Source organism: Brachybacterium sp. P6-10-X1 (assembly GCF_001969445.1).
Lineage (GTDB): Bacteria > Actinomycetota > Actinomycetes > Actinomycetales > Dermabacteraceae > Brachybacterium.
The window spans coordinates 1,742,157-1,769,096 of the sequence record NZ_CP017297.1; the positions used below are offsets into that span (position 1 = coordinate 1,742,157).

General features: G+C 68.4%; 27 protein-coding genes and 2 pseudogenes. 10 read left to right on the forward strand and 19 right to left on the reverse strand.

Annotated features, from left to right (window positions below):
- Positions 1-242 precede the first annotated feature (242 nt).
- Both BH708_RS07955 and BH708_RS20605 read right to left on the reverse strand, forming a co-directional pair.
- Positions 243-566 (reverse strand): annotated as a pseudogene (locus tag BH708_RS07955) (transposase family protein); the annotation flags it as partial.
- A 57-nt stretch (positions 567-623) separates the two neighbouring features.
- Complete coding sequence (locus BH708_RS20605) at positions 624-938, reverse strand: hypothetical protein (RefSeq protein ID WP_076807941.1); 315 nt, start codon at positions 936-938, stop codon at positions 624-626.
- A gap of 88 nt (positions 939-1,026) precedes the next feature.
- On the opposite strand from BH708_RS20605, the pseudogene BH708_RS07970 reads away from it, so the two are divergent.
- A pseudogene (locus BH708_RS07970) lies at positions 1,027-2,186 on the forward strand (IS3 family transposase).
- Positions 2,187-2,250: 64 nt separating this feature from the next.
- Here BH708_RS07970 and BH708_RS07975 read toward each other — a convergent pair.
- The 7 genes from BH708_RS07975 to BH708_RS20315 all read right to left on the reverse strand — a co-directional run bounded on the left by BH708_RS07975 (position 2,251) and on the right by BH708_RS20315 (position 6,562).
- A complete protein-coding gene (locus tag BH708_RS07975; RefSeq protein WP_076807944.1) occupies positions 2,251-3,021 on the reverse strand; it encodes a nucleotidyltransferase domain-containing protein in 771 nt (256 codons plus the stop codon).
- Between the two features lie 104 nt (positions 3,022-3,125).
- Positions 3,126-3,830 (reverse strand): DUF5701 family protein, encoded by a 705-nt coding sequence (locus BH708_RS07980; RefSeq protein ID WP_253705517.1) that lies wholly within the window; start codon positions 3,828-3,830, stop codon positions 3,126-3,128.
- 163 nt (positions 3,831-3,993) lie between these two features.
- Positions 3,994-4,707 carry an HAD family hydrolase gene (locus BH708_RS07985; RefSeq protein WP_172805749.1) on the reverse strand — a complete coding sequence of 238 codons (714 nt, stop codon included), beginning with the start codon at positions 4,705-4,707 and terminating at the stop codon, positions 3,994-3,996.
- Positions 4,704-5,024, reverse strand: a complete 321-nt coding sequence (locus BH708_RS07990; RefSeq protein ID WP_076807946.1) for a HigA family addiction module antitoxin — start codon at positions 5,022-5,024, stop codon at positions 4,704-4,706. Before BH708_RS07990 ends, BH708_RS07985 begins: the two co-directional genes overlap by 4 nt.
- Complete coding sequence (locus BH708_RS07995) at positions 4,999-5,280, reverse strand: type II toxin-antitoxin system RelE/ParE family toxin (protein WP_076807948.1); 282 nt, start codon at positions 5,278-5,280, stop codon at positions 4,999-5,001. Before BH708_RS07995 ends, BH708_RS07990 begins: the two co-directional genes overlap by 26 nt.
- Before the next feature lie 253 nt (positions 5,281-5,533).
- On the reverse strand, positions 5,534-6,064 hold the full coding sequence (locus tag BH708_RS08000; protein WP_076807949.1) for a glyoxalase/bleomycin resistance/extradiol dioxygenase family protein: 531 nt from the start codon (positions 6,062-6,064) through the stop codon (positions 5,534-5,536).
- 81 nt (positions 6,065-6,145) lie between these two features.
- Entirely contained in the window at positions 6,146-6,562 is a 417-nt protein-coding gene (locus BH708_RS20315; RefSeq protein ID WP_253705518.1) for a helix-turn-helix domain-containing protein, read from the reverse strand.
- Between the two features lie 661 nt (positions 6,563-7,223).
- Here BH708_RS20315 and BH708_RS08010 point away from each other — a divergent pair.
- On the forward strand, positions 7,224-7,751 hold the full coding sequence (locus BH708_RS08010; protein WP_076807951.1) for a hypothetical protein: 528 nt from the start codon (positions 7,224-7,226) through the stop codon (positions 7,749-7,751).
- Positions 7,752-7,902: 151 nt separating this feature from the next.
- On the opposite strand, the gene ychF is transcribed toward BH708_RS08010, so the two are convergent.
- Entirely contained in the window at positions 7,903-8,988 is a 1,086-nt protein-coding gene (gene ychF / locus BH708_RS08015; protein ID WP_076807953.1) for a redox-regulated ATPase YchF, read from the reverse strand.
- An 85-nt stretch (positions 8,989-9,073) separates the two neighbouring features.
- Positions 9,074-9,724 carry an NAD(P)-dependent oxidoreductase gene (locus BH708_RS08020; RefSeq protein ID WP_076807954.1) on the reverse strand — a complete coding sequence of 217 codons (651 nt, stop codon included), beginning with the start codon at positions 9,722-9,724 and terminating at the stop codon, positions 9,074-9,076.
- Between the two features lie 325 nt (positions 9,725-10,049).
- Between BH708_RS08020 and BH708_RS08025 the strand changes: the two genes are divergently transcribed.
- The 3 genes from BH708_RS08025 (at position 10,050) to BH708_RS19800 (ending at position 13,226) form a co-directional block, all read left to right on the forward strand.
- The gene (locus BH708_RS08025; protein WP_253705519.1) at positions 10,050-11,267 is read left to right on the forward strand and encodes a DNA recombination protein RmuC; all 1,218 of its coding nucleotides are present in this window, start codon (positions 10,050-10,052) and stop codon (positions 11,265-11,267) included.
- A gap of 194 nt (positions 11,268-11,461) precedes the next feature.
- Positions 11,462-12,757: an exodeoxyribonuclease VII large subunit gene (gene xseA / locus BH708_RS08030; protein WP_076807958.1), complete on the forward strand. Its 1,296-nt coding sequence runs from the start codon at positions 11,462-11,464 to the stop codon at positions 12,755-12,757.
- A gap of 256 nt (positions 12,758-13,013) precedes the next feature.
- Positions 13,014-13,226, forward strand: a complete 213-nt coding sequence (locus tag BH708_RS19800) for an exodeoxyribonuclease VII small subunit (RefSeq protein ID WP_076810985.1) — start codon at positions 13,014-13,016, stop codon at positions 13,224-13,226.
- A gap of 87 nt (positions 13,227-13,313) precedes the next feature.
- Here the strand turns inward: BH708_RS19800 and BH708_RS08040 are convergent, their stop codons facing one another.
- Positions 13,314-13,982 carry a DUF4245 domain-containing protein gene (locus BH708_RS08040; protein WP_083713383.1) on the reverse strand — a complete coding sequence of 223 codons (669 nt, stop codon included), beginning with the start codon at positions 13,980-13,982 and terminating at the stop codon, positions 13,314-13,316.
- A gap of 102 nt (positions 13,983-14,084) precedes the next feature.
- Between BH708_RS08040 and BH708_RS08045 the strand changes: the two genes are divergently transcribed.
- Both BH708_RS08045 and BH708_RS08050 read left to right on the forward strand, forming a co-directional pair.
- Positions 14,085-14,996 carry a carbohydrate kinase gene (locus BH708_RS08045; protein ID WP_076807960.1) on the forward strand — a complete coding sequence of 304 codons (912 nt, stop codon included), beginning with the start codon at positions 14,085-14,087 and terminating at the stop codon, positions 14,994-14,996.
- A gap of 158 nt (positions 14,997-15,154) precedes the next feature.
- On the forward strand, positions 15,155-16,570 hold the full coding sequence (locus BH708_RS08050; RefSeq protein ID WP_076807962.1) for an aspartate ammonia-lyase: 1,416 nt from the start codon (positions 15,155-15,157) through the stop codon (positions 16,568-16,570).
- 270 nt (positions 16,571-16,840) lie between these two features.
- Here the strand turns inward: BH708_RS08050 and BH708_RS08055 are convergent, their stop codons facing one another.
- From BH708_RS08055 to BH708_RS08070, 4 genes are all read right to left on the reverse strand, one after another.
- Positions 16,841-17,587: an ABC transporter permease gene (locus BH708_RS08055; RefSeq protein ID WP_076807964.1), complete on the reverse strand. Its 747-nt coding sequence runs from the start codon at positions 17,585-17,587 to the stop codon at positions 16,841-16,843.
- Positions 17,584-18,561, reverse strand: coding sequence for an ABC transporter ATP-binding protein (locus BH708_RS08060; RefSeq protein WP_076807965.1), 978 nt, complete (start codon positions 18,559-18,561; stop codon positions 17,584-17,586). Before BH708_RS08060 ends, BH708_RS08055 begins: the two co-directional genes overlap by 4 nt.
- Positions 18,562-18,899: 338 nt before the next feature.
- Positions 18,900-20,360, reverse strand: coding sequence for a PhoH family protein (locus BH708_RS08065; protein WP_157235816.1), 1,461 nt, complete (start codon positions 20,358-20,360; stop codon positions 18,900-18,902).
- Positions 20,361-20,766: 406 nt separating this feature from the next.
- On the reverse strand, positions 20,767-21,525 hold the full coding sequence (locus BH708_RS08070) for an isoprenyl transferase (RefSeq protein ID WP_076807966.1): 759 nt from the start codon (positions 21,523-21,525) through the stop codon (positions 20,767-20,769).
- A 218-nt stretch (positions 21,526-21,743) separates the two neighbouring features.
- Here BH708_RS08070 and BH708_RS08075 point away from each other — a divergent pair, with 218 nt between their 5' ends.
- Positions 21,744-22,565, forward strand: coding sequence for a hemolysin III family protein (locus BH708_RS08075; protein WP_076807968.1), 822 nt, complete (start codon positions 21,744-21,746; stop codon positions 22,563-22,565).
- A 55-nt stretch (positions 22,566-22,620) separates the two neighbouring features.
- Here the strand turns inward: BH708_RS08075 and BH708_RS08080 are convergent, their stop codons facing one another.
- Entirely contained in the window at positions 22,621-23,055 is a 435-nt protein-coding gene (locus BH708_RS08080) for a hypothetical protein (RefSeq protein WP_157235819.1), read from the reverse strand.
- Positions 23,052-23,963, reverse strand: a complete 912-nt coding sequence (gene mca / locus BH708_RS08085; protein WP_076807970.1) for a mycothiol conjugate amidase Mca — start codon at positions 23,961-23,963, stop codon at positions 23,052-23,054. Before mca ends, BH708_RS08080 begins: the two co-directional genes overlap by 4 nt.
- A gap of 210 nt (positions 23,964-24,173) precedes the next feature.
- On the opposite strand from mca, the gene BH708_RS08090 reads away from it, so the two are divergent.
- Both BH708_RS08090 and greA read left to right on the forward strand, forming a co-directional pair.
- Positions 24,174-24,569 carry a DUF4307 domain-containing protein gene (locus BH708_RS08090; protein WP_076807972.1) on the forward strand — a complete coding sequence of 132 codons (396 nt, stop codon included), beginning with the start codon at positions 24,174-24,176 and terminating at the stop codon, positions 24,567-24,569.
- A 233-nt stretch (positions 24,570-24,802) separates the two neighbouring features.
- The gene (gene greA / locus BH708_RS08095; RefSeq protein WP_076807974.1) at positions 24,803-25,294 is read left to right on the forward strand and encodes a transcription elongation factor GreA; all 492 of its coding nucleotides are present in this window, start codon (positions 24,803-24,805) and stop codon (positions 25,292-25,294) included.
- A gap of 98 nt (positions 25,295-25,392) precedes the next feature.
- Here greA and BH708_RS08100 read toward each other — a convergent pair whose 3' ends face one another.
- Complete coding sequence (locus tag BH708_RS08100) at positions 25,393-26,871, reverse strand: AI-2E family transporter (RefSeq protein ID WP_076807975.1); 1,479 nt, start codon at positions 26,869-26,871, stop codon at positions 25,393-25,395.
- Positions 26,872-26,940 lie beyond the last annotated feature (69 nt).

The window sequence follows — 26,940 nt, forward strand, 5'->3', positions numbered from 1 at the left end:
GTGATGTCGCTGCGTTCTCGTCGAGGGGGTCAGCAGACCCGATCAGGGTCGATTGGGATGAGACGCGAAGGCGGTCAGGTCAGAGCGGCCGAAGCCGGCCGGCGGGGTAGCGTCGGTCACGTCGAGGTCTTTCGGATGGATGGCGTAGGAACCTCCATCGTCGGGAGACCTCGACGTCTATCTGCGGACCGACGCGCCCGGCCGACCTACACCCTCATCTGGGAAGAGCCGTAGACCGCGTCCCGAGACAGCTTCGTGCGGGCGGCGGCAGCGGTCGTGGTGTCTTGCCGCCACACGGTGCGGCAGTCCGCGCAGCGGTAGCGGCGCACTCTGACCTGCAGCATCGTTGGTCGCCAGCCAACAGGGACGTGCACGATCGTCCTGGTCACCGTGCCGCGAGGAACCCCGGCCCGGCCGCAACGATGACACCACCGATCGGCTACCAGGACCCGGCAGTCCAGGATCGCGCGGTCGATCTCGACCCGCTGCCCGGTGGCTGTGAGCCCGAGCCCGTCCAGGCCGTAGAAGACATCGAGATCAGGGGGCGAGAAGGTAGCGTTAGACATGTCGAGGTCTTCCAGATGGCGAGCGTCAGAACTTCCATCATCGGGAGACCTCGACGTCTATCCCGGGACCGACGCGCCCACCCCGCCAACGGCCGCTGCACCCTCATCTGCGAAGAGCCCCTCATGCTCGCCGATAGTCACGACGCCTTCGCGGTAGACGCGTAACTGCCGGACGATCTTCCGAATCGACCACCCCGTGGTCTCTTCGATCCAACGCGATACCGCAAGCGACGCGATCACGATCTGCAGGTGCGCATCGATCGAGTCCCGCAACCGCGCATAGATCGGCCGCGCCTTCAGATCGCCCTTCGACATCCGGAAACTCTTCTCGACCTGCAGGAGTCGGTGATACGAAGCGATGACGACCTCCACCGGTTCATCGACGAGATTTGACCTGCCCCACAAGAAAGGTTCCAGTTCCTGTGGCTAAGTGACTGCCTTCACCGGAAGGCTGAACACCGTGCCCCGTGCCTACCCGCCCGAGTTCCGCGCCCGAGCCATCGCGCTCGTCCGTGCGGGCAAACCGCAGAAGCAGACTGCCCACGAACTCGACATCCACCCCGTGACGCTCTCCAAGTGGGTCAAGCAGGACCGGATCGACCGCGGCGAGATTCCAGGGACGACCACCACCGAGTCAGCGGAGCTGCGTGCTGCTCGCCGGCGCATCCGTGAACTCGAGACCGAGTTGGTGATCGTCCGCCAGGCGGCGAAGTCCCTGGGCGAGGACAAGCCCCGCCCAAAAGGCTCTACCCGGTGATCGATCGACTCGTCGACGCCGGGGTCCCGGCCGATCGCTGCTGCCGGGTCCTCGGCGTGGCACGGCAGAACTACTACAAGCAGAAGCGGACCCCGACCACCCCGACTCAGCTGCGCCGCGAGTGGCTTGCGGGCTTGATCCGTGAGGTCCATGTCGCTTCGCGTGGCACCTACGGCTACCGGCGGGTGCATGCCGAACTCACCATGGGAATGGGGATCACCGTCTGCGAGCGCACGGTCTGGCTACTGATGAACCAGGCCGGGATCTACGGCCTTCCGGGGCCGTCCAGGGTTGAGCGGCTACGCGACGTGGTCACCGCCGAGGACCTGGTGAACCGGAAGTTCCACCGGCTCCGACCAAACGAGCTGTGGGTCACCGACATCACTCAACATCGCACGAGAGAAGGATGGATCTACTGTGCCGCGGTCCTCGACGCTTACAGCCGCCGCATCGTGGGCTGGTCCATCGACTCCAAGCAGGACGCCACGCTCGTGGTCAACGCCCTCGACATGGCCATCCGCAACCGCCAACCGGAGCCCGGGGGGATCGTCCACGCCGACCACGGGACCCAATTCACCTCCTGGGTCTTCGGGGAGAAGATCCGCTCTGCCGGCCTCCTGCCGTCCTTCGGAACGGTCGGAGACGGCCTGGACAACGCTATGATGGAGAGCTTCTGGTCCTCGATGCAGATCGAGCTTCTCAACCGCCGACGGTGGAAGACCCGAGTCGAGCTCGCGAACGCGATCTTCGAGTACATCGAGATCTTCCACAACCGCCGCCGACGCCACTCAGCACTCGGCTACCGCACCCCGATCGAGTACGAACTACTCTCCGACAACGACACCGTCACCGCAGCCAGTTAGTCACCGCGACTGGAACCCAAACGGTGGGGCAGGTCAACCTGTCACCCGATCCTGCAGCAGTCCCTTACCCCTTGGTAGCAGAGCGGATGCCTAAGATATCCTCAACCGCTTGGATGACAGAAATCAAGCTTTCGGTGCTGTTCTCCGCCCTTGAGACGAGCATGTGCGTCTTCTCCAGGTCGGCCTCGGCGATCAGTCGCTTTTCATTGAGCGCCCAGTGCTTTGTTTCAGCGGTGCGTGCATGTGCTTCGCACAAGATGGCCTGGGACAACATGCCCACGCAATTGACGACGTCGCCGAGCCCTGCATACCCCCGGGCGAACAACAGGGCTGCCCCTGCCTTGCCTCGCCAAATCCGCGGTGCACGTTCGGCCAGTTCTTCAGGATAGCTTCCTGGCCGGTCGAGCTGCCCGTGCACTACCTGACAGATGGCCAATTCGCCCACAGGCAGGTATGTAGGAGCCCCGACAATAGTGCCGGGCTGCAAGAGGACGTCGAACACGCCACGCTCAGCTTGTGACCACCAGCGCTCCACGGTGTCCAGATCTCGGAACAGCACATCGACAGGGGTCCCCTCGACGCTCAGCCAACCACCGCCATCGACTAGAGGCCCCCACTCACCGAGTTCAGAGACTGTGCCCTGATAGCCCAGGTCGCGCACATTCTGCGGATCGAGCTGACGTTGTGTGGAGCGGTAGTAAACACCAAGATCCCAGTCGCTGTCTTCCCGAGCTACTCCCAGGGCACGTGAACCTCCAAGCACAACTGCCACTGCGCCAGGCACTGCCGCGAGTTCCTCCGCTATTCGCGCTATATGCCGCGGAAGTTCAACCATAAGTCCCGTCCTCGCCTTTCACCTTTGGATCAGCACGTCAGTCCGCTCACGTGATGCATAATATTATAGCCGTCGATGAGCTCAGACGTTCTTCCCCGAGAGAATCAGTCGACCCTCCGGCTCCCGGAAGCGAAGCCGAGCCAGGTGTGCCGGTTGTTCCACCAGCACCAGTCCAGCTTCACGGCCCCTCGTCGTTCGCGACCGTCGCGGCCGGTGCCGTTTGAGAGCCACAGGGCAGGCGTGCGCCAGTCGAACCCCTTCTCCTTCTGTCGGCGCGCGCCAATCATCATGTAGCAGGCATTGCGGTCGATCACCTCAGGAACTTGCAATGCCCAATGCACGCCTTCAGCGACGGTAAATGGGGTTCGGGACCTTGTGCCGAAGGCTTCCAACGCCTCCGCTGGCGACCAGTTTCGCATGTCATCGTCTCGGTATGGGTCCTCAACGTCGTACACCTTGGCATCTGACACGGCAACTCCCACCGTCGGCAGGAACTCTTCCAAGTCCTTCGAATCGACCACCACGAAACCAGGTCTCTCGTCTCCACCCTGCGTGCGCGCCACCGACGGAACCAGCATCCTCACCGGCAGGGCTGTCTCCGATGCAACGAGCAACGCCCCTGCGCGGGCTCGACCCTCCAGCTCAGCGGCCACGGCACGCACTTCCTCCGCAGTCAGTCGGCTTGCCTCGTGTTCGAGCACGCCGGTGGCGATCAGCCGTTCGGCCTGCACCGATAGCGACGGCAATGCAGGGACTTCCTGCTCCGACGTCGCATCAGAAATCTCGATGCTAGTATTCATCGCGACCATACCGCCTCCCTCTGTTCGCCAATGACGGGAGGTGCCAACGCCGGATTCGTCACAATTCATTCTCGTGGCCATTCAGAAACAGAGGCGGACAATCACACGTTGAACCGGAACTCGACCGAGTTCCGGTACCGGACAACCTTTGATGCAGCGCCGCTGGCTCCGCCTACGCGAGCGCAGCCTCGGTCACCGCAAACAATCCGGGAGTGCCCGTACGGCGACGTTCTATTAAGGAAGCCCGCATCCCTGCCGCTGTGGCACCTGCTACGTCCTGATCGGGGTTGTCACCGATAAAGAGGCACTCGTGGGGTGCAACTCCCAGAGATCGCGCTAGTGCCTCGAAGGCGCGGGCGTCAGGCTTCTGGACCCCGATTGCTCCTGAAATGCACACCACGTCGAGGATCTCGCGCAAGCCTGTTTCCGCCAGTTTGCCGAGTTGCTGGTCTTCATTCCCGTTGGTGAGCAGCCCAAGCCGGTATCCGCGTACTTTCAGTGAAGTCAGCGTCTCGACAACATCCGGGAACGGCCGCCATGCCCGACGATATTCGGTCAGATACTGCTCGAAAAGACTATCCAGAGAATCAGGGTCATCGTCAAAGTCGATTCCGAACTCAGTCAGGACGAACCTGAGCCTGCGATGTCGCTGCTCTCGAAAGTCGATACGGCCTGCACGCCAATTCTCAAACTCAGCTTCTTCCACCGCAAACCACAGATCCAGCGCACTCGCAGTGGGGTCAACGCCGATACCGCGCAGGAAGAGTCGGATCCCGTCGGTCGCAGATCCTCGATGGTCGAACAATGTGCCGTCAAGGTCGAAGCCAACAGCCTTCACCACGCCAACGGCCACGTGGCCGGAGTTCACGCGACCTTCAGAGTTCACGCGACCTTCAAAGGCGTGATCTCGGCGACCTTGTCCCGAAGAGCACGCCGCTCGAGCCGGAGCTCGTAGTTCGACTGCAGGTTCATCCACAGCTCCTCGGACGTGCCGAAGTACCGCGCCAGACGGATCGCCGTGTCCGCCGTGATCCCCCGCTTGCCGTGCACGATCTCGTTGATTCGACGCGGGGGTACGCCGATCGACACGGCGAGCTTGTTCTGCGTGATCCCGAACCCCTCGATGAAATCTTCCATGAGGATCTCCCCCGGGTGGATCGGCTCGATCAGGTCGACCTCAGTGATAATCGACGAGTTCGACATCTTCCGCTCCTCCTTCTCTCCAGACGAAGCAGATGCGCCACTGGGCGTTGACCCGGATGCTCTGCTGACCACGACGGTCGCCGACCAGCCGCTCCAACCGGTTCCCCAGCGGAATCCGCAAGTCCTCGACGTCTTTCGCCGCATGGATCAGCTCGAGTTTCCGCAAGGTCGTCCGCTGCACCAACCGATCAACGCCTTTGACGTACTGCTCATGCCAGATACGTTCGGTGTCCTTGTTACCGAAGGATCTGATCACACAATCAGTGTATAACGCACTACGTCAATAACGCTAGACGTTAAACCGGAACTCCACCACGCCGTAGATACCAACCTCTGGACTACACGGCCCCCTTGGCCGACGCGGGCCTCAAGTCAAGCTGTCCAGCACGCCCTCCGCCTGCTAGGCCATCGCAATCATCCGCCGCCTCGACCAGTGCAGCAGTGCTGAGCGCGAGAAACTTCTGGGGGGACCCCTGCGGCCGATCCCTCCGATGACGACGTTGCGCTTCTCAGGCCTTCGGGTCGCGCAAGGCGGTCATCGCTTCTAGCAGCGTGTCGTGGATGTAGGCGAGTTCGGGCGAGGCATCTCCCCATCCGCCTCCTTGCTCCTCGGTAGTCCAGTCCTTCTCTCCGGACGGTTCTTCCCAGACCATCTCGCCGTGCTGCCAGATCCACCAGATGTTCGCGCTCGAATCCTGGACCCGAGCGAATCGGGTCCCGAAGAAGTCAGTCGGCTTCGTGATGAGCCGTGCGTCGCGAGCGAGGGCACGCTCGAGTACCGAATCGATGTCATCGACGTAGACCTGGAGAAGGCTCGGGGTGAAAGGCCAGTCCGGCTTGCGCTCGGCGAACATGATGGTGGTCGTACCGACGCGCACCTCGACCTGCAGCAGCAAGCCGTCGTCGTCGACGGTGCGCGCCTCCGGGCGTTCCTCCCCATCAAAGACCTCTACGACAAACTGAGCAAGCTCACCGGCGTCGCTGGTGATGATGAAGGGGTTGACCGTGGCATAACCCTCGGGTGCGACGGGTGTAGACATCGTTTGCTCCTGTACTGGTGGTGGATGCGATGTCCTCAGTCCACCATCGAGTGAAGGTCACGGTATTGAACATTTCCGCCATCATCGGCCGGACAGCACCTGGGCCGGGGTCTGGCCGTGGAAGGCCCTCAGCGAACGAGTCAGGTGCGCCTGGTCGGCGAAACCGCAGCGTGCAGCGCACACGATCGGCGGCACGCCCTGCATCAGCAGAGCAAATGCTTCACGCGCCCGAGACAGTTGCTCGATTTGCTTGGGCGTAAGCCCTGTTGCGGCTCGGACTCGGCGCTGCCGGTGCCGCTCCGAGTAGCCCACGTCATCGCCGGAGAGCATGCGCCGGACATCGCCGTCGCAGCGCAGCACGTCGAGCCCCAGAAGACGATCGGTGAAGGCCTCGAGGTCCGCGAATTCGGGGAACGGTACGGCATGCTTCGCAAGCGTGACGTGCCCGGCTTCGACAAACAGCCGCTGTTCCCCGCCGAGCAGGAGCTGCTTGCTCACTCCAGGCAGGACGACATGAGCCTTCAGCTGAACACCCCAGCTGTGCTCCCCGATCGTTGAGCGGATCCAGCGGTGCCCCAGAGTCGGACCCGACAGTCCAGCGAGTAGCTCTCCACCTGCTGCGCGGGCGAACCACAAATCCCAGTACTCGACCGCCGGGACTAGGTAACACTCGTCCCTCGTCGCCCGCGCTTGCCACACGCACTCCAGCACGGGAGAGTCAGGATGATGTTCCTCGTACATGCGCTCCATCCGCGGCCCCTCTCCTCTGAGAACATCCTCTTGAGCATTTGCCTCAGCTCTGAGTTTCGCTCCGATCCGAAGAAGATCACCGTTCTGGGGGAGTTGCGCTCGACCCATCATGACCAAGACCCTGGCCCTCGCGGCCTAACCAAAACTGTCACCTATCCGTGCAGCAGTCCCGACCGACAAGGTCATCTGTGACGATAAGCACCGTGCAGACGATCCCCATGCCGAGCACGGACCAACCTCTGTGCGTTCGTTCAGATCTTCCACGTGAGAGGAAGGCCTCCGGTACGCGCGAGCCCGGAGAACCTCCGTAAAATGGATCACTCCTCGAACCACCCGAAGGCATGCAGTGCGAAGCTTCACCAGCAGACGAGAGTTCCACCGGCCGAGGGTCCGGCGGAGCGCAATCCTCATGCTCGTCGGCGTGCCGCTGCTCGCGCGCGGGTGGTACCTGATCGCGAACGACTTGCCAGATGTCTCGATCCGCCGGCTCCAGATCACGGTGCAGTGGGGAGGGACGTTCTTCGGGATCGCCTTGCTGGCCTTCGGTGCATACGGCCTGGTGACCGGAACCCTGGGCATGATGCGCAAAGGCGTCGACGCGATCGACTTGGGGCTCGGCGACGCCGGCATCACAGTCCGCGGGGGCCACGTGATCCCCTGGGCATCGATCGCGGGCGCTACGGCGGTCCAGTACATCAACGAGAGCAAGATTCAGCTCCTGTGGAACGGACGGAACGTGAACCGGGCCCTTCTACTGCGACTGAGGGAGCCGCTGGACGTTCCGGGGGCTGCCTCGAAGGACGGCAAGCACACGGTTCAGATCAAACTGCAGCGCTACCCTGCCGCCGAGTACCAGAAGCTGTTTGCCGAGGTCGTCGCAGCTCTTAGGTCCCGGCGGATCCAGGTGGTGGAGGCCAAGAAGCACAAGCAGACTTGATCACTCAGGCGCGAGTGATCCACTGGGACGTGAGCAGATCGCACCATTGGCCCGACAGATCGACCGCGCTGAGCAGCTCATGGTAGACCGGAACTCGTCCACCGGGCCCACCCGAAAGCCAGGGAATAAAACCCTTGGTCAGGGGCGGTTTCTAGACGTTAAACCTAAATTCAACCACGTCCCCGTCCTTCATGACGTAGTCCTTGCCCTCCATGCGCACCTTGCCCCTGGCCTTGGCCTCCGCCATGGACCCGGCCTCCATGAGCTGATCGAAGGAGACGATCTCCGCCTTGATGAAGCCGCGCTCGAAGTCGGTGTGGATCACGCCGGCGGCCTGCGGAGCGGTGGCGCCCTGAGGGATGGTCCAGGCGCGGGACTCCTTGGGGCCGGCGGTGAGGTAGGTCTGCAGCCCCAGGGTGTCGAAGCCGACGCGGGCCAGCTGGGACAGGCCGGATTCGTCCTGGCCGGTGGATTCGAGCATCTCGGCGGCCTCGGCGTCATCGAGCTCGATGAGCTCGGCCTCGAACTTCGCGTCCAAGAAGATCGCCTCGGCCGGCGCGACCGACTTCCGCAGCGCCTTCTGCGACGCGGTGTCCGCCAGACCCTCTTCATCGGTGTTGAACACGTAGATGAAAGGCTTGGTGGTCATCAGCTGGAGCTCGCGCAGCGCGGGGATCTCGATGCGGGCGGCATCGGCACCCTGGTACAGGGTCTTGCCGGTCTCCAGCAGCGCCTTGGCCTTGGTGACGTTCTCCAGCACGGAGGAGTCGAGCACGCCGCGCTTGGTCTCCTTCTCCAGACGCTGCATCGAGTTCTCGATGGTCTGGAGGTCGGCGAGGATCAGCTCGGTGGTGATGATCTCCATGTCACCGGTGGGATCGCTGGAGCCCTCCACCCGGGTCACGTCGGGGTCGGAGAAGGCCCGGGTGACCTGGCAGATCGCGTCGGCCTCACGGATGTTCGAGAGGAACTTGTTGCCCAGGCCCTCCCCCTCGCTGGCGCCCTTGACGATGCCGGCGATGTCCACGAAGGACACGGTCGCCGGGAGCTCCTTCTCGCTGTGGAAGAGCTCGGCGAGCTCGCCGAGCCGCGGGTCGGGCAGCGGCACCATGCCGACGTTGGGGTCGATGGTCGCGAACGGGTAGTTCGCGGCGAGGACCTCGGCGCGGGTGAGGGCGTTGAACAGGGTGGACTTGCCGACGTTGGGCAGCCCGACGATTCCGATAGTAAGAGCCACGGGAGGAGATTCTACGGGCCTGCCGCAGAGCTGCGGGAGCGGAGGGAGTGAGCCTCTGGTCTCAGACCGACGCGCGCAGTCGGTGTCAGTAGGCGACGGTGAAGCGGCTGCGCCGGTGCGCAGGCCGGTCGATCTCGTCGAGGATCGCGAGCGCCAGATCCTGGGCGGAGATGTACGAAGCACCCTCGTCGTCGGTCAACAGCACGTCCCCGCCGAGGCGGTAGGTTCCCCGCGCCTCACCGGGCGCGAAATCGCCGAATCCCCCGGCAGGACTGACGAAGAACCAGTCCAGAGTCTCGTCCGCGGCAAGCAGGTCCTGCAGCACAGCGTCGAGGATCCTCGGCTCTTCGGCGAACTCCGCGGGGAATTCCGGGGTGTCCATCAGCTTCGGACCGCCCTCGGCGACCAGCAGCGACCCGGCGCCCCCGATCACTCCGAGGCGGACTCCGTTGTCCTGCGCGAGGCGCGCGAGGGTCGACTCGAGACTGCGGAAGAGCTCGCGATCGGCCATGTCGCCTCGCGGAGAGAGAGCGGAGACGACGACGTCCGCGCCGTCGAGAAGCTTCGCGAGGACAGCCTCGTCCCGGACATCGCCCGTGCGGTAGGTCGCTCCGTCGACCGGATCGGTCGCGGCTCTGCGGCTGACCGCGAGGACGTCGTGCGCCCGCGCCACGGCCTCCTCGACGAGGTGCCTTCCTGCGTAACCCGTGCCTCCGAGAACCACGATCCGCGCCATGATCTGCTCCTTCCCGCGCCCGGAGGGCGCCCGTCGGTCGAGGCGTGCTCGACCGCTCATCCACACCTGCTTGAATGCTCAGTACATGTACACCTCGCGGGGATCGATGGTCAACGCGGCACCACCGCGCCTCCTGCGCTCGGACCAGCACTCACCGTGTCACGGTGTCCCCGCCGAGAGTTTCCTGCCGAGGACCCTTTCTGCCCCGAGCGGCAGCAGCCCGACGCGGAGCCGGAAGGTGCCCGGCCGCGCACGGCTGCACCGCGCCGAGGGCCGTGGGGCGTGGTGCCGCTCGCGTGTCACATCCCCGTGATGTGCTGAATTCATGACTGGTACATCGATGCTTCTGCTGGGGCTGGTGATCGGGGCCGTCCTCGGCGCCGCGGTGACCTGGCTTTTGACGCGCGAGCGCGCCCGCGTCCTCGAGCAGGGTCGACGCGCCGATTCCGACGCCTCCGGCCAACTGCTGCGACTGGCCGACGAACGGCACGAGCGGGACGTGGCCCGCCGTGATGCCGCCGAGGAGGAGCGCGAGGCCGAGCTGCAGCGCACCCTCGCCCCCATCACCGCGACCCTCTCCCATCTCGAGCGCTCCCTGGCCCGTTCCGAAGCCGCCCGCGGGGAGGCCGAGGGGGCACTGCGATCCCACCTCGCTCAGCTGTCCCAGCGTGCCCAATCCCTGGAGACCGGCACCAGCGCGCTCACCGCGGCGCTGCGCTCGCCCACGGCTCGTGGCCGCTGGGGCGAGGTGCAGCTGCGCCGGATCGTCGAGGCGGCGGGCATGCTCGAGCACGTCGACTTCACCGAGCAGCTGCCCGGCGCACGGGCCGACGGGGACAAGGGCCAGCGCCCGGATCTCGTGGTCCACCTGGCCGGGGACCGTCACGTGGTCATCGACGCGAAGGCCCCGATGGACGCGTATCTGGACGCGGCCGAGGAGAGCGATCCGCAGCGCGCCGCGGCTCGGCGGAGCGCGCACGCGAAGGCGCTGCGCCACCACGTCGGCGTGATCTCCTCCAAGGGCTATTGGAAGGCGCTCGGGGACACCCCGGAGTTCACCGTGCTGTTCGTGCCCAGCGACGGTGTGCTCGCCGCCGCGCTGGAGACGGACCCGGCGCTGCTGGAGGACGCCTTCGGCAAGGACGTCGTGATCGCCTCCCCCGCAACACTGATGGCGCTGCTGCGCACGGTCGCCCACACCTGGCGCACCGATGCCCTGAACCGGGACGCACGGGCGGTTCTGGACGCGGGTCGCGAACTGCACCACCGCCTGGGCACCTTCACCTCCCACCTGAGCAAGGTGGGGCGGTCCCTGGACTCCTCCGTCGCCGCCTTCAACGAGGCGGTCGGTTCCTTGCAGTCACGGGTGCTGGTCACAGCTCGCCGCTTCGAGGATCTCGGCTTGACGGGAACGCCCGTCGACGAGGTCGAGCAGCTCACCCGGCGCTCCCGCACCCTCGAGCAGGAGGAGATCGCTGACCTCGCATCTCCCCCGAAGACCCAGGGAGAAGCCGGGATCGAGCGCGAGGATCGCGCCGGCTGAACGTCCTGAGAGACCCGGTGAACGTCACCGGACGAGTGGCCGGCGGCGTTCCCGCGGGAGCGTTCTGCCGCGGAGGTGTGCAGCGGGCATGGCCTCGGGCGACCTCGGGAGAGATCCTTCCTCCTCACAGACGCCCCGTCCCCAATTCGCCGCGGACGCACGGACTGTCGCTGCCTCGTGCCACAGTGGTCCCCATGACCGAGAGCAGCACCGAGCACTCCGGCGGCGACGCGCCGCGGCCGGCACCGGCTCCGACCGCCGCGCTGACCACGGCGGAGAATCCGTGGCCGCTGCGGCAGCTGTCGGTGAAGGTCGGCGAGTACGTCGCCCGCATGTCCCCGCTGTGGGTCGAGGGCGAGATCGTCCAGTTCAATCGGCGCCCCGGGGCAGGGCTGTCCTTCATGACGCTGCGGGACGTGGACGTGGACATGTCGTTCTCGGTGCCGGTGCGCGAGTACGTGCTGCGGGGGATGTCGATCGAACCGGTCCCGGGCGCCCGCGTGGTCGTCCACGCCAAACCCACGTTCTGGACCAAGCGGGGCAGCCTGCAGCTCGAGGCCGACGACATCCGGCCCGTCGGGCTCGGCGAGCTGCTGGCCCGCCTCGAGCAGCTCAAGCGGGTGCTGACCGCGGAAGGGCTGTTCGCCGCCGCCCGCAAGCAGCCGCTGCCGTTCCTGCCCCGCACGGTGGGTCTGATCTGCGGTCGCGAGTCTGCGGCCGAGCGCGACGTCGTGGTCAACGCACGTCGCCGCTGGCCGGCCGTGCAGTTCGAGATCCGCGAGGTCGCGGTACAGGGCAACAAGGCGGTCCGCGAGGTCTCGGCCGCGCTGCGCGAGCTCGATGGCCGCGAGGACGTCGACGTCATCATCCTCTCCCGCGGGGGCGGCTCCCTCGAGGACCTGCTTCCCTTCTCCGACGAGCAGCTGACCCGTCTGGTCGCCGGGGCGAAGACACCGATCGTCTCGGCCATCGGTCACGAGGTCGACACGCCGCTGATCGACCTCGCGGCCGACGTGCGCGCCTCCACCCCCACCGACGCCGCCAAGCGGGTGGTGCCGGACCTCCAGGCCGAGCTCGACCAGCTGGACCTGGGGCGGACCCGCCTGCGTTCCGCGATCCGCGCCCGCCTGGAGCGGGAGCAGTCGGCATTGGACGCGATGCGTTCCCGGCCCGTGCTGGAGAACCCCTCGACCATTCTCGCCGGCCGCGCCGACGAGGTCCGTTCCCGGATCGCCCTGGCCCGCACCCTGGTCGGCGCTCGCCTCGATCGGGCGGCCGACGAAATCGACCACCTCGGGCGCCAGGTGCGCTCCCTCAGCCCGCTGGCCACCCTGGAGCGGGGCTACGCCGTGGTCCAGAGCCCGGACGGGACCATCGTGCGCTCCCCCGAGGCCACCGCCGTCGGGGACCCGCTCTCGGTCCGGGTCGCCGGTGGCCGCTTCGGTGTCGAGCACACCGAGTCCGATCCGTACACCCCACCCGTCCCGTGAGAACCGCGCCCGTGCAGCCGCCGCCCCGAGGCACGCACTCCGCGCCCCGCGGCCCCGCCTGACCCCCCGATCGCCGCCCGAAGAATCCCCTGATCCGTCACCCCGCCGAGGAGTCGCCATGACCCAGTCCCCCGCCGAAGCCTCCCCTGTCGATCCCGCTGATCCGGTTGATCCGGTTGATCCGGTTGATCCCACCGATGCTGTCGGGGACGGCGCCGCGCAGGCCCCGGAGGTCACCCCCACCGAAGACGTCCAGCTGCCGCCGGACATCGCCGAGCTCTCCTACGAGGCTGCGCGGGACCAGCTGGTCGAGGTGGTGCGCCGCCTCGAGTCCGGCCAGGGCGGTCTCGAGGACTCGATCGGCCTGTGGGAGCGTGGAGAGATGCTCGCCCGCCGCTGCCAGCAGTGGCTGGACGGTGCGCGCGAGCGGCTCGACGAGGCCGTCAGCGCGCGCCGCCAGTCGGACTGACCGCGCAGCGCGTTCCCGCGCACCGCTCCGCGGGCCGCCCGCAGGAGCCGTCCCCGGACGGCGCATCCCGCCGACTGTCCGCAGCGGTCACTCCTGCACGTCGACGAGCGCCTGCTCCATCAACGTCTGGATCTCCTCGCGGTCCGTCGCGCCGTGCACCAGCAGACCGAAGGAATCGCCCTGACAGGACATGGCGAGCTCGCTCGCCCCGTCCGCGTCGCCGCTGAGCACCTGGCACTCGACGCCGTCGATCACGAGCTCGTCCTGGGTCGTCGCCCCTGGCAGGACCGAGGACAGCAACGGCGCGCTGACCTCGGCCTCCTCCGTCAAGGTCACCAGATGGTCGCTCGGGGAGGTGTACTCCACGGTCCACTGAGGCGACTCACCCCCGGTGAAACGCGCGGACTGCTCCGTCCACCCCTCCAGCGGCTCCGGCGCCGCCACGGGGAACCCCGAGACGTCCTGTGCTCGCTCGGCGCTCGCGGAGACGTCGAGCTCCGAGTTCGCCAGCGGCTCCCGTCCCGCATCACTGCCCACGCCGAAAAACGCGATGGCGATCACGACGACGACCGCCATGGTCAGGGCGAGCGCCCAGAGCATGTTCCGCAGCACGGTGTTCTTCTTCGACGGCAGCTCGTAGGCCGACTTCGGCTGCGGTCGCGGCTCCGGGGTCTCCGCGGCGTCCCCTGCCGCAGAGTTCGCCGGGGCTTCCGAGGGCTCCGGCGCGTCCGGGGTCTGGTCATCAGGCACGTGCATCCCTCCATTGTCCCCGCTGTGTCGGGTCCCCGCTCCCAGGGTGCGCTCCCACCAGTGCTCCCCGCGTTCGCCCCGGCCGGGGAAACCTGCGATGATCGACGAGTGACCGCGACATTCCTCATCGCCGGAGAATCTCTCACCGACATCGTCGTCGACGCGGACGGCGCACGGCGCGAGCATCCCGGCGGCTCCCCCCTGAACGTGGCCGTGGCCCTCAGCCGCCTCGGCCACGATGCCCACCTGCTCACCCGCGTCGGCCGCGACGAGCACGGCGAGGCGATCCGTGCCCACCTGGAAGGCTCCGGCGTGGAGCTCACGCCGGGCAGCACGGTCGATGCGCCCACCTCGACCGCCCAGGCCACGCTGGATGCGACCGGTGCCGCCGCCTACACCTTCGACCTGGTGTGGGACCCGGACCCCTCGGGACTGCCCTCGCCGGTCGATGCCGTGCACACCTCCTCGATCGCGGCCGTGACGGACCCGGGAGCGGCGACCGTCCTGGACGTGCTGCGCCGCACCCGCGACCACGCGACGATCAGCTACGACCCCAACGCCCGGCCGACCCTGATGGGCGAGGCGGGGTTCGTGCGGGGCCGGGTCGAGGCGAACATCGCCCTCAGCGACGTCGTCAAAGCATCCGACGAGGACGTGGCCTGGCTGTACGGCACCGACGACGTCGAGGACGTCGTCGCGTCCTGGCTCGAGCTGGGCCCGGCCCTGACGGTGATGACCCGTGGCGGGGACGGTGCCGTCGGATTCGCGGGCTCCGGCCGCGTGCAGGTCTCCCCCGTCGTCGTCGAGGCCGTCGACACGGTCGGCGCCGGTGACACCTTCTCCGCCGGGATCCTCGACGCCCTCGCCGCCAAGGGCCTGCTGGGGGCGGATCGGCGCGGACCGCTGGCAGCGATCCCGTCGGACGACGTCGCCACCGTGCTGCGCCGCGCCTCCTCGCTCGCCGCCATCACCGTCTCGCGCGCCGGCGCGAATCCCCCGTGGAGCCACGAGCTCACCTGACCACCCCGTCGGCCCCCGTCCGTCGGTCGATCCCCCGTCGGCCGACGCGTCGACCGAAGCACCGTCCGTCGAGCGCCCCGTCGACCGGACCAGCACACACAGCCCATCCATCACCACACTCCATCGGACCCACCACCATCGCCAAGGGAGGCCTCTCCATGTCCCAGTCCACGCCCGGCACCACCCAGGACGGCTACCGCATCGAGCACGACACGATGGGAGAGGTGCGCGTGCCCGCCTCGGCCCTGTACAGAGCCCAGACCCAGCGCGCCGTGGAGAACTTCCCGATCTCCGGGCAGGGGCTCGAGCCCGCGCACGTCCACGCCCTGGCCCAGGTGAAGAAGGCCGCCGCCCGCGCCAACCAGGACCTGGGCGTGCTCGATGCCGGCATCGCCGAGGCGATCATCGCCGCCGCCGACGAGGTCGTCGCCGGTCGACACGACGACCAGTTCCCGGTGGACATCTACCAGACCGGCTCCGGCACCAGCTCCAACATGAACATGAACGAAGTGCTGGCGACCCTCGCCTCCTCTGGCGACCGCCAGGTCCACCCCAACGACCACGTCAACTGCTCGCAGTCCTCCAACGACGTCTTCCCGACCTCGGTGCACGTCGCGGTCACCGCGGGCGTGGTCGAGAAGCTGCTGCCGGCGCTCGCCCATCTCGCCGAGGCGCTGGAGACCAAGGCCGAGGCGTGGAAGGCCGTCGTGAAGTCCGGGCGCACCCACCTCATGGACGCCACCCCCGTCACCCTCGGCCAGGAGTTCGGCGGCTATGCGGCCGCGATCCGCTACGGCATCGAGCGGGTCGAGGCGGCGCTGCCGCGCACGGCCGAGGTCCCCCAGGGCGGCACCGCCGTGGGCACCGGCATCAACACCCCGACCGGGTTCCCGCAGAAGGTCATCGCCAACCTCGCCGAGCAGACCTCTCTGCCTCTGACCGAGGCCCGCAACCACTTCGAGGCGCAGTCGGCCCGCGACGGCCTGGTCGAGATGTCCGGGGCGCTGCGCACCATCGCCGTCTCCGTGACCAAGATCTGCAACGACCTGCGCTGGATGGGCTCCGGCCCCAACACCGGCCTCGGCGAGATCGCGATCCCCGATCTGCAGCCGGGCTCCTCGATCATGCCGGGCAAGGTCAACCCCGTCATCCCCGAGGCCGTGCTCATGGTGTGCGCGAAGATCGTGGGCAACGACGCGGCCATCGCCTGGGGCGGCGCACAGGGTTCCTTCGAGCTCAACGTGCAGATCCCCCTGATGGGCACCAGCCTGCTGGAGTCCATCCGCCTGCTCGCCAACGCGAGCGCGGCCCTGGCCGACAAGACGGTCGACGGTCTGGTCGCGAACGAGGAGAAGGCCCGCTTCTACGCCGAGGCCTCCCCCTCGATCGTGACCCCGCTGAACAAGCTCATCGGCTACGAGAGCGCTGCCAAGATCGCCAAGCACGCCGTGGCCGAGCGGGTTCCGGTGCGCGATGCCGTGATCGCCCTGGGCTTCGTCGAGCGCGGAGAGCTGACCGAGGCGCAGCTCGACGAGGCGCTGGACGTGCTGTCGATGACCTCGCCGAAGGCCTGATCCGCAGGCCGCACGCCCTCCGGCAGCAGCGCACCGCCGCATGGCGGTGCGCCGCCCTGCCGTGGGCCGGCCTGCCGTGGGCCGGTGATCGCATCCACGGGCGCTCTCCGAGCAGGCTCCGCCGATTGGGGCGCCGTCTACGGCGCGCCGTGCTGCTATGACGCCAGTGGATGCGATCGGCCCGCGTGGTCCACGCGGCTTACGCGCCTTACGACGCTGTGCACGCGACTGCTCGCGATCCGATCAGCGCACCGAGGACCCTGCCGGGCGTCAGTCCCAGCGGAACACCCGCATCGCCACGACCACGCTGACTCCCGTCCACACCAGGCACACCAGCACGTCCGCCCAGCCGCCGTGCCCGCCCGCGAGCGCAGTGTTCAGCAACTCGGCGGAGGCACCGCCGGGAGTGAGATCCGTGAGCGTGCGCGCCCAGTCGGGCATGACCGCGCGGGGGATCCACAGCCCGGCGCAGAACAGCATGAGGAGCGCGACCAGGTTTCCCACCCCTGCAAGCACCTTCACGGTGGGGATCAGCGCGCACAGCACGGCGCCGACGGCCAGGAACACGGCGCTCATCAGCAGGATCACGGCCGCCAACAGCAGCGGGTGAAGGGGCGCCCGTCCCCCCGCGGCGATGGTGACCAGCACGATCACGGAGGCCACCACCACAGCCAGAACCGCGTGCACGGCGATCGTCGCCACGAGCAGATGGGAGGGCGCGATCGGCGTGGTGCGCAGCCGCCGCAGGAAACCGGACTCGCGGTGCGTGCCGAGGGTCTGCGGCATCACCATCACGCCGGTCATCGTCACCGAGAACATCACGATCGGGGCCGTGAACGCCTCGATCACGCTGAGCCCCCCGAACGCAGCCCGCTCGACGCGGGCCGCCGGAATCAGCGCCAGGATCACGATCGCCAGCAGTGGCAACCCGACACTGAACAGGATTGAGGCCGGCGAGCGGTAGATCTGGCGCATCTCGGCGCGGGTGAGGGCGGCAGTGGCCGTGGCGGCGGTCATCGCAGAGTCCTCTCGTCGGCCGGGCGGGCTCCCGATGCGGCGGCCGGGCGGGCTCCCGGTGCGGCGTTCTCGTGCTCCTCGCCGGTGACGAGGCGGTGGTAGGCGTCCTCGAGCGTGGGGCGGTCCACGCCGACCCCTCGCGCCCGGATTCCCCGACGAGCCAGGTGGGCCAGCACAGCCTGCGGGCTGGCGTCGCCGCCGTCGACGGCGATCGCTCCCCCGGACCGGGCGACGGCGTCGACGTCCTCGCATTCCTCGAGCTCCGTGAGGACCGCCTCATCGAGTTCGGCCTGGAAGGTGGTGCGCTGCACGCCCGTACGTCCCACGATCTGCTGCGGCGAACCGTCGGCGATGATCTCGCCGTCCTGGAGGATCACCATCCGGTCGCACAGCCGCTGGGCCTCCTCCATCGAGTGGGTGACCAGGAGCATGGTCATGCCCTCGGCTCGGCGGCGTTCGAGCTGGGCCCAGATGCGGCGGCGCGCGGCCGGGTCGAGCCCCGTGGTCAGCTCGTCCAGCACCGCGATCCGCGGGCGGCCGATGAGGGCGAGGGCGACCGAGAGCCGCTGCTGCTGCCCGCCGGAGAGCTTCGCGAAGGCCTGATCCGACTGGGACGACAGATCGAACTCCTCCATCAGCTGGTCCGGGGGCAGCGGATCCGGGTAGAAGGTCGCGAACAGTTCGAGCACCTCACGGGTGCGCAGCACCCCGGGGACGCGGATCTGCTGCAGCTGGCCCCCCAGCAGCCGACGCAGTTCCGGGGTGGGGCGGGAGGGGTCGATGCCGGCGACGGTGATCGTGCCGCCGTCCTTCTCGCGCAGACCGGCCAGGCATTCGACGAGCGTCGTCTTGCCGGCCCCGTTGGGGCCGGCGATCCCCAGGATCTCCCCTTCGTCGAGGTCGAGGTCGACGCCCCGGAGGACCGGGCGGTGCGCATAGCTCTTGGTGAGTCCGCGGAGCGAGAGCAGGGGCATGACCTGATCCTCCGCCCGTTTCGGAGGCAGCGGATCGACCACTCGGCGGAACAGGGGTCCCCCGATCGGGGGATCCGCCAGGGCGCACTCTCCCGTCGTCCTCACAGCTCGTCGCGCGCCGGCAGTGCTAGCCCGACTCGGCACCCCTACGCCACGAGCACTCCTTCGCCGTACCGAGGGCGTCTCCGGTGCTCACCGCGACGGCAGATCGCCAGAAGCATCCGCTCGGTCTGCGGCCAGCGCAGGAAGACCTGTTCCCACGACTGACGGGTCACGGTGTATCGGCGAGTCACGGCGCCACACGGCGAGTCACCGCGCCACACGGAGAGTCACGGGCCTCAGGGCACCGGCTCGTCCAGTACGTCGGTGACCAGCTCCGCCACCTTGGACCGCTCGGAACGCTGCAGGGTCACGTGCGCGAACAGGTCCTTCTCCTTGAGCGCCTCGACCACGGAGGCGATCCCGTCGTAGCGGCCGATGCGCAGGTTGTCGCGCTGGGCGATGTCGTGGGTGAGCACCACCCGGGAGTTCTGCCCGATGCGGGAGAGCATCGTCAGCAGCACATTGCGCTCCAGGGACTGGGCCTCGTCGACGATCACGAAGGCGTCGTGCAGGGAACGGCCGCGGATGTGCGTCAGCGGCAGCACCTCGAGCATGCCGCGGGAGAGCACCTCGTCGATGACGTTCTGGGAGACCATCGAACCGAGCGTGTCGAACACGGCCTGCCCCCAGGGGCCCATCTTCTCGCCCTGGTCCCCGGGCAGGTAGCCGAGCTCCTGGCCACCGACGGCGAACAGGGGGCGGAACACCATGATCCGTCGCTGGGTGCGGCGCTCGAGGACCGCCTCGAGTCCCGAGCACAGTGCCAGGGCGCTCTTGCCGGTGCCGGCGCGGCCGCCCAGGGAGACGATGCCGACGGACTCGTCCTGCAGCAGGTCGATCGCGACCCGCTGCTCCGCGGATCGCCCCCCGACCCCGAACACGGTCTGGTCGCCCTGGACCAGGCGCACCTGCTTGTCCCGGGTCACCCGTCCCAGGGCGGAGCCGCGCGGGCTGGTGATGGTCAGCCCGGTGTGCACGGGCTGGTGAGCCACCTCGGGGATCTCGATCCTCCGGCCGTCGTAGAGGTCGCTCATGCTCTGCTCGTCGACGGCGGCGGTGACCATGCCGGTGTATCCGCGGTCGCGAGCGAGCTCGGCCCGGTACTCCTCGGCATGGATGCCGGAGGCCGAGGCCTTGATCCGCATCGGCAGGTCCTTGGAGACCAGCACGACGTTCTTGCCGTCGAGCTGCAGGTTCTTCGCGACGGCGAGGATGCGCGTGTCGTTGTCGCCGAGACGGAACCCGTCCGGCAGCGAGTCGACGCTCATATGGTTCAGCTCGACTTGCACGTGACCGCCCTCCTTGCCGATCGGCAGGGGCACCGAGAGGTTCCCGTGCATCTCGCGCAGGTCATCGAGGATCCGCAGGGCCTGGCGGGCGAAGTAGCCGAGGTCGGGATGGTGACGCTTGGCCTCGAGCTCGGTGACCACGACGATCGGCAGCACGACGTCGTGCTCGGCGAAGCGGTGCAGGGAGAGCGGGTCCGACAGCAGCACGGACGTGTCCAGCACATAGGTGATCAGCCCGGTCTCGATGCCCGACAGCACCTGCTGGGCGGCCCCCGGCACCAGCGAGGGCACCACGGGCGATCCGTCTAGGTTCGCCGCGCCGATCACCTCCGGGCCGACGCCGTCCCCGGTGCCGGTGAGAGCCGGATCGGCGGTCATCGTCTCGCGGGCAGTGGTGGTCTCGTGCATCGGAGCCTCCCGAAATCTCGCGGATGCCTGGACCTTAGCCCTGCCGGCACCCGCTGCCGGGCGCGTCCCGCCGTCTGCGGGCTCGACGTTCACCCGATCGTCACCCGGAGTTCTGCCGACCTCCCGGTGCGGCCAGTCTGCCACCGCCGGATCGCGACAGGAGGGAGGTGAGCCACGGCACGTCGTGACAATGCCGCGCAGCACCCCCCGCGCGGTAACCCCACAGCGTCGTGAGAAGCACCGGTCAGCGGAACCGGTCACGACGCGAGGAACGGACGGGCCGCCCGGAATCACGGCTGGGCGCCAGGAGCACGGCGCGACGGGACGCGGCGGATCACCGTCAGGTCAGGCCCCGTCGTCGTCGGGTCAGGCCCGTAGCCGTCGGGTCAAGCCCGTAGCCGTCGGGTCAAGCCCCGTAGCGTCGCTCGCGGCGACAGAAGTCCCGCAGCGCGCGCAGCAGGTCGACGCGGCGGAATCCGGGCCAGTACGTCTCGCAGAACCAGTACTCGGAATGCACCGACTGCCAGAGCAGGAAGCCGGAGAGTCGCTGCTCGCCCGAGGTGCGGATGATCAGATCCGGGTCGGGCTGCCCACGGGTGTAGAGGTGCTCGGTGATCGAATCGACGCTGATCGCCTCGGCGATCTCCTCGGGGCTGCGGCCCTGCTGTCCATAGTCGCGCACCACTTCCCGGACAGCGTCGACGATCTCCTCGCGGCCGCCGTAGCCGATGGCGACGTTGACCGTCAGCTGCGACTCCGGCGCGGCACGCTCCTGGATGCGGTCGATGCCGTCGCGGACCTCCTCGGGCAGGGCCTCGGGCGTGCCGGCCAGTCGCACGCAGTAGCCCGCCTCCGCGATCTGCTCCACGGTGGAGGTGATGATCTCGTAGAGGGCTTCGAGCTCCTCGGGGGTGCGGCTGAGGTTGTTGGTGGACAGCATCCAGACGGTGACCAGGGGGATCTGAAGGCTCTCGCACCAGGAGAGGAACTCCACGATCTTCGCAGCACCGGCGCGGTGACCGTGCTCGGTGCTCTCCCCGGCTTCCTTCGCCCACCGGCGGTTGCCGTCGACGATGACGCCGAGGTGCTGAGGAAGCTCGAAGGCCTCGAGCTCTCGGACCAGCCGACGCTCGTAGACGCGGTACAGAAGGCCGTTGTCGTCCACTGCAGCCTCCGCTCCCCGGGTCGGACGTCTCCGCCGCGCGCACGGCGATCCCGGGAGATCCGGGCACCGTGAACCGGCGATGTGCGACCCGACCCATACGCCGCACCTATCCAGTATCGATGATGCCGGGCCGCATCCCTGACGCTCCGGCCGATCCACACCGGATCGTCACAGCGCCACCACCTGAACTTACGCGAGCGTAGGTTACGCTCGGCGCCATGCACAACAGTTCCCACACCGAGCGCGGTCCGCATGTCGATGCGGCGCTGCGCGAGGCCGTGGAGGCGGTCGCCGAGTCGGGGGCCCCACCCACCGTGGCCGACGCGGAGATCCCCACCGCGGACACGCATCCCTTCGCCCCGCGGAGCCTGACCCGGGCGATGGCGGCACGGGCACGGAAGCTCGGGCTGCAGCTGCCCAAGCCCCGGCTGCGCGGCGTGCTCCACCTGATCGCCTTCCCCGCCTCGCTGGTGGTGGGTCTGCTGCTGGTCGTCCTGGGCGAAACGCTCACGATCCGTCTGGCCTGCGCCGTGTTCGTGCTGACCGCGGGGATGCTGTTCGGGGTCAGCGCTGTCTACCACCGCGGCACCTGGTCCCCGCAGCGTGCGATCATGCTGCGCCGCTTCGACCACGCGAACATCTTCTTGATCATCGCGGGCACATACACGCCGCTCGCGGTGATCCTGCTGGCTCCTCGTCAGGCGCTGACGCTGCTCGGGATCGCCTGGGGCGGCGCCCTGATCGGGGTGTGCTTCCGCCTGTTCTGGACCGGAGCACCGCGCTGGCTCTACGTGCCGGCCTATATCGCCCTGGGCTGGGTCGCGGTCTTCTACATGCCCGCCCTGTACGCCACGGGAGGCGCGGCCGTGGTCTGGCTGCTGATCCTGGGCGGACTGGCCTACACGGTGGGAGCGATCGTCTACGGCCTCAAGAAGCCGAACCCGTCACCGGCATGGTTCGGATTCCACGAGGTCTTCCACGCGGGCACGCTGATCGGCTTCGGCTGCCACTTCGCGGCGGTCGCGACCGCGGTCCTGTGACCCCCGGGGCCGGTACCTCCCGAGCCCGCGAGCCCCAGCCGCTCGTCCGCTGACCTCAGCGGCGGTCGTCGCCGTCGGAGTCGGTCGCCCGGTCGGTCCCAGCGTCATCCGCGCCGTCGGTCGAGCTGCGATCGTCACCGTCGGCCCCACCGCCATCTGCACCGTCGGTCGCGCGGCGGTCGTCGGCCCCGGAATCATCCTCCTCGGCGGTGCCACCGCTGACCTCCGCACGATCACCCTCGGCACGCTCCGCCTCCTGCTCGGCCTTCGCGCGCGCCTCGGCCTCGTTGCGGGCGCGGACCCGGCGGGTCCGGCGGGTCATGTCCAGCACCAGCAGCACCACGGCCACGGCGAGGATGAACATCGCGAAGAAGCCGGGCAGCCCCGGGGAGACGGTGACCGAGGTGAAGCCGCCGTCGTCGGAGGGGATCGGGTTCGCGAGCAGGATGCCGCCGGCGGCGGGCACCGCACCCGGCGAAGCCCCGATCACGGTCGCGCCTCGATCGCTTCGTGGCGCAGGCCGGCGAACAGGTCGTGCTCGGGCAGCTTCACCCCGATGCGGGAGATGTGCAGCTCGTAGTCCTCGGTGCCCCACACCTCCGTCTCGACGTCGTGCGAGATGCGGAAGAACGGCCCGTCGGGATCCACCTGGGTCGCGTGGGCGCGCAGCGCGTCATCGCGCACCCCGAGATACGCCCGCACGTCGATGCGCGTGGTCAGCAGCCGATCGGTCGACTCGTCGAGGCGCTGCAGCATCTGCTCCAGTTCCTCGTTCGGCGTCCCCGCGGCGCGCATGTGCCGCGCGACGGCCGAGAACCGCTGCCGATGGAAACCGTTGATGTAGTAGAGCTTGGCGACCGTCCAGGGCTCACCGAGCTCCGGCGCGTAATCGGGATCGGCCGCGAGATCGAAGGCCGCGAGGCTGACCCGGTTGGTCTGGATGTGGTCCGGGTGCGGATAGCCGCCGTTCTCGTCGTACGTGGTCAGCACGTGCGGGCGCAGCCGACGCAGGGCCTCCACCAGCGGGGCGGCCGCCTCCTCGACGGGCAGGGTCGCGAAGCTGCCTTCCGGCAGCGGCGGCATCGGGTCGCCCTCGGGAAGTCCCGAGTCGACGAATCCCAACCACTCGTGGTCCACCCCGAGGATCTCCTGGGCCGTGGCCATCTCGCGGCGACGCACCGAGGGCATGAGCTCCGGGGTGAGCGTCGGATCATCGCGCAGGCGCGGATTGAGGACGTCGCCGCGCTCGCCACCGGTGCAGGTGATGACCGTGACCTGGGCACCTTCCCGGGCGTAGCGCGCGGTGGTTCCGGCGCCCTTGGAGGATTCGTCGTCCGGATGCGCGTGGACGGCCACCATCCGCAGGGTCTCATCAGGGGCGGGCAGCTGGACGGTCACGATTCTCCTCGGCGACGACGGGACGGGGACGAGGCCCCCCGGGGACCGGTACGGCTCCGCGAACCGGGGCGGCACCAGCGCCCGATCCTACGCCACCGCACCTGAGGGGACCCCGCACCCGTCGCGGCCGCCGCACCGACGTGACCGGTCCCTCTCGAGTCGCCCGCGCCCCTGGGAGACCGGACGGTCGGGCTCTGGGAAGATGAGGGCATGAACGGCACTGTGCAGCGTCCGGCGGACAGATACGGCGCACCGCTGCTCTCGAAGCGCGCCGCGCGGGTGCTCGTCGCCCTCGCCGCGATCGCGCTCCTCGCCGTCGTCGCCCTGGTGGGCTACTGGACGACGACGAGCTCACCGATCCGTTCCCAGATGGTCGGGTACGACCACCTCGCCGACGACGTCATCGCCGTGGACTACACGGTCACGATGGATCCGGGCACCGGGGCGACGTGTCGGATCCAGGCCATGAACGAGGGCCGCGCCCAGGTCGGCTTCGTGGAGACGACCATCCCGCCGCAGACCGACCGTCGCACTGCTCATCACGTGGAGATCTCCACCCAGGGCGAAGCGGTCTCCGCCGAAGTCCTGGGCTGCGACCCCACCTGAGCCGTCAGACCCTGCGACACCGCCGCGGAGTCGATTACTCGGATCGCGAAATCACCCCGGAGATCCCGGGGGCGGGGAAACGAGCGGTGTAAGGTATTCCGAAACCGGCATCCCGCCGGCGATCATCACCCGCAGCACGGGGCGCATGAGGACATGTGCCCCGTGATTCGCGTATAGGGGCCCTTTCTCGGGATTCCCCGTGCGCACGGACCGAAGACGACAGGAGTGAACCCATGAGCAGCCAGCCGAATGGCGCCTGGCTCACCCAGGACGCGTACGACCGCCTGGCCAAGGAGCTCGCCGAGCTCGAGGGGCCGGGTCGCACCGACATCGCGGAGCGCATCGCCGCTGCCCGCGACGAGGGCGACCTCAAGGAGAACGGTGGATATCACGCCGCCCGCGAGGAGCAGGGGAAGATGGAGGCGCGCATCGCCGACCTCCAGCGCCTGCTGAAGAACGCCGTGGTCGGCGAGTCGCCGAAGGACGACGGCGTCGTCGAGCCCGGCATGGTCGTCAGCATCACCCTGGCCGGCAAGGACCGCACGTTCCTGCTCGGCAACCGCGAGATCGCCGAAGGTTCCTCCCAGCTCGAGGTGTACTCCACCGAGTCGCCGCTGGGCAGCGCGATCCACGGCTCGAAGGTGGGCGACACGGTCGACTACACCGCGCCGACCGGTAAGTCGTTCCCGATCGAGATCCTCAAGGCCAGCCCGTACCAGCCGTGAGCCGTGCCGCGCTCAGCCGATGAGCGCAGCACCCTCGCACCACGACGACGGCCCCCGAACCCGGCTCACGCCGGATCGGGGGCCGTCGTCGTCCGTGGTCACGGGCGGGAGGAGGGCGGCTCCTCGGCGCCCGGCGCCGGGCCTGGTCCCTCGTCGGCGTCCGGATCGCTCGGAGCCCGCTGGTCAGGGAGCGGATCGTGCGGCGCCGGATCGTCCGAAGCCCGGTCACCGGAGCCCCGATCGTCAGGGGCGGGATCCGCCGTACCCGTCGCCGGCGTCGTTCCCGCCGGCCCGACGGCGGGCTCAGCGCCGCCCGACTGATCGCCCGGGGCGATCCCAGCCGACGCGGTTCCGACGGCCGCTCCGGCCGGCCCCGCCTCGCGCGGCGCCCCGAGCCCGGCGCGGGCGGACTGGGCGTGGGCGCGGGAGGCGGCGCCGATCGCGGCGAAATGGTCCGCGATGGCTTGGTCCGATCCCAGCTCGGGGCTGGGGTCGCGGCCGACGATGTACAGCAGCGTGGCATTGACGAAGGCGATCACCGGGATCGCGAACAGCGCCCCGGGGATCCCGGCGATCATCGCGCCGCCGGCGACGCCGAGGAACACCGCCAGCGGATGCAGCTCCACGGCCTTGCCCATCAGGAACGGCTGGAGGATGTTGCTCTCGAGCTGCTGGACCAGCAGCACGATGCCGAGCATGATCAGCGCGAAGACCCAGTTCTGCAGCACCAGCACCAGCAGAATCGCGATCGCCCCGGAGGCGATCGCGCCCACCAGGGGCACGAAGGAGAACAAGAAGACCAGCAGCCAGATCGGCACCGCGTAGGAACCCATGCCGAGGAAGACCATGCCGAGGGCGATGCCGACGGCGTCGACCGCGGCCACCATGATCTGGGTGCGCACGTAGGCCGACAGCGCCTTCCAGCCGCGCCGGAACGCCTCGTGGGTGCCCAGGCGGGCGGCCGGCGGCATCAGGCCCACCACCCAGCGCCAGATCGTCGGGCCGCTGGAGAGCAGGAAGAACAGCGTGAACAGGCAGATCACGATGCCGGTGGCGAGGTTGCCGACCACGGCTGCCGTGCTCACCGCCGAGTTCACCAGGGTCTCCGCGTTCTCCTGCAGCTTCGTGAGCCCCTCGTCGATCGCCGAGCTGATCATGGTGTCGTCGATCTGGAACGTGGTCGTCACCCAGGTCGTCAGGGACTGGAAACCATAGACGGCCTTGGCCTGGATGTCGGCCCACTGCGCGATCAGCTGCCGTCCGGCCAGGGTGAACATGCCTGCGACCACCAGCAGCAGTCCCAGCAGGGCGACGCCGCTGGCCGCAGCGTGTCCCAGGAAGGTGTAGCGCGTGAGGATCTTGACCACGGGGGTCAGCAGCACGGCCAGCAGCACGGCCAGCAGCACCGGGATCAGGATCCCGGTCACCTGCAGGGCGCCGTAGAGGATCACGGTGGCGGCGGCGACGATCACGATGATCCGCCAGGACCACGCGGCGAGCCGACGGATCCCCAGCGGGATCTCCTCGACCTCCGGGGCGAGGCCGGGTGCCCGCGGGGTGGGGCGCAGCTTCGTCATGGGCTTCCTTCCATCGAGCACCAGGTCGGCTGCGGGCATCCTAGTCGGACGCTCTCGTCCCCGCGCACT

Excerpts from the sequence above, each read along its gene's own strand:
- xseA (WP_076807958.1), top strand. The coding sequence starts at position 11,462 with ATGACCGAGAGCAGCACCGAGCACTCCGGCGGCGACGCGCCGCGGCCG.
- BH708_RS08090 (WP_076807972.1), top strand. The coding sequence starts at position 24,174 with ATGAACGGCACTGTGCAGCGTCCGGCGGACAGATACGGCGCACCGCTG.
- BH708_RS08065 (WP_157235816.1), bottom strand. The coding sequence starts at position 20,360 with ATGCACGAGACCACCACTGCCCGCGAGACGATGACCGCCGATCCGGCT.
- BH708_RS08060 (WP_076807965.1), bottom strand. The coding sequence starts at position 18,561 with ATGCCCCTGCTCTCGCTCCGCGGACTCACCAAGAGCTATGCGCACCGC.
- BH708_RS08020 (WP_076807954.1), bottom strand. The coding sequence starts at position 9,724 with ATGGCGCGGATCGTGGTTCTCGGAGGCACGGGTTACGCAGGAAGGCAC.
- BH708_RS08055 (WP_076807964.1), bottom strand. The coding sequence starts at position 17,587 with ATGACCGCCGCCACGGCCACTGCCGCCCTCACCCGCGCCGAGATGCGC.
- BH708_RS08000 (WP_076807949.1), bottom strand. The coding sequence starts at position 6,064 with ATGTCTACACCCGTCGCACCCGAGGGTTATGCCACGGTCAACCCCTTC.
- BH708_RS07980 (WP_253705517.1), bottom strand. The coding sequence starts at position 3,830 with ATGGTCGCGATGAATACTAGCATCGAGATTTCTGATGCGACGTCGGAG.
- BH708_RS08075 (WP_076807968.1), top strand. The coding sequence starts at position 21,744 with ATGCACAACAGTTCCCACACCGAGCGCGGTCCGCATGTCGATGCGGCG.
- BH708_RS08050 (WP_076807962.1), top strand. The coding sequence starts at position 15,155 with ATGTCCCAGTCCACGCCCGGCACCACCCAGGACGGCTACCGCATCGAG.
- BH708_RS07990 (WP_076807946.1), bottom strand. The coding sequence starts at position 5,024 with ATGTCGAACTCGTCGATTATCACTGAGGTCGACCTGATCGAGCCGATC.
- BH708_RS08025 (WP_253705519.1), top strand. The coding sequence starts at position 10,050 with ATGACTGGTACATCGATGCTTCTGCTGGGGCTGGTGATCGGGGCCGTC.
- BH708_RS08100 (WP_076807975.1), bottom strand. The coding sequence starts at position 26,871 with ATGACGAAGCTGCGCCCCACCCCGCGGGCACCCGGCCTCGCCCCGGAG.
- greA (WP_076807974.1), top strand. The coding sequence starts at position 24,803 with ATGAGCAGCCAGCCGAATGGCGCCTGGCTCACCCAGGACGCGTACGAC.
- BH708_RS08040 (WP_083713383.1), bottom strand. The coding sequence starts at position 13,982 with ATGCACGTGCCTGATGACCAGACCCCGGACGCGCCGGAGCCCTCGGAA.
- BH708_RS07975 (WP_076807944.1), bottom strand. The coding sequence starts at position 3,021 with ATGGTTGAACTTCCGCGGCATATAGCGCGAATAGCGGAGGAACTCGCG.
- BH708_RS08010 (WP_076807951.1), top strand. The coding sequence starts at position 7,224 with ATGCTCGTCGGCGTGCCGCTGCTCGCGCGCGGGTGGTACCTGATCGCG.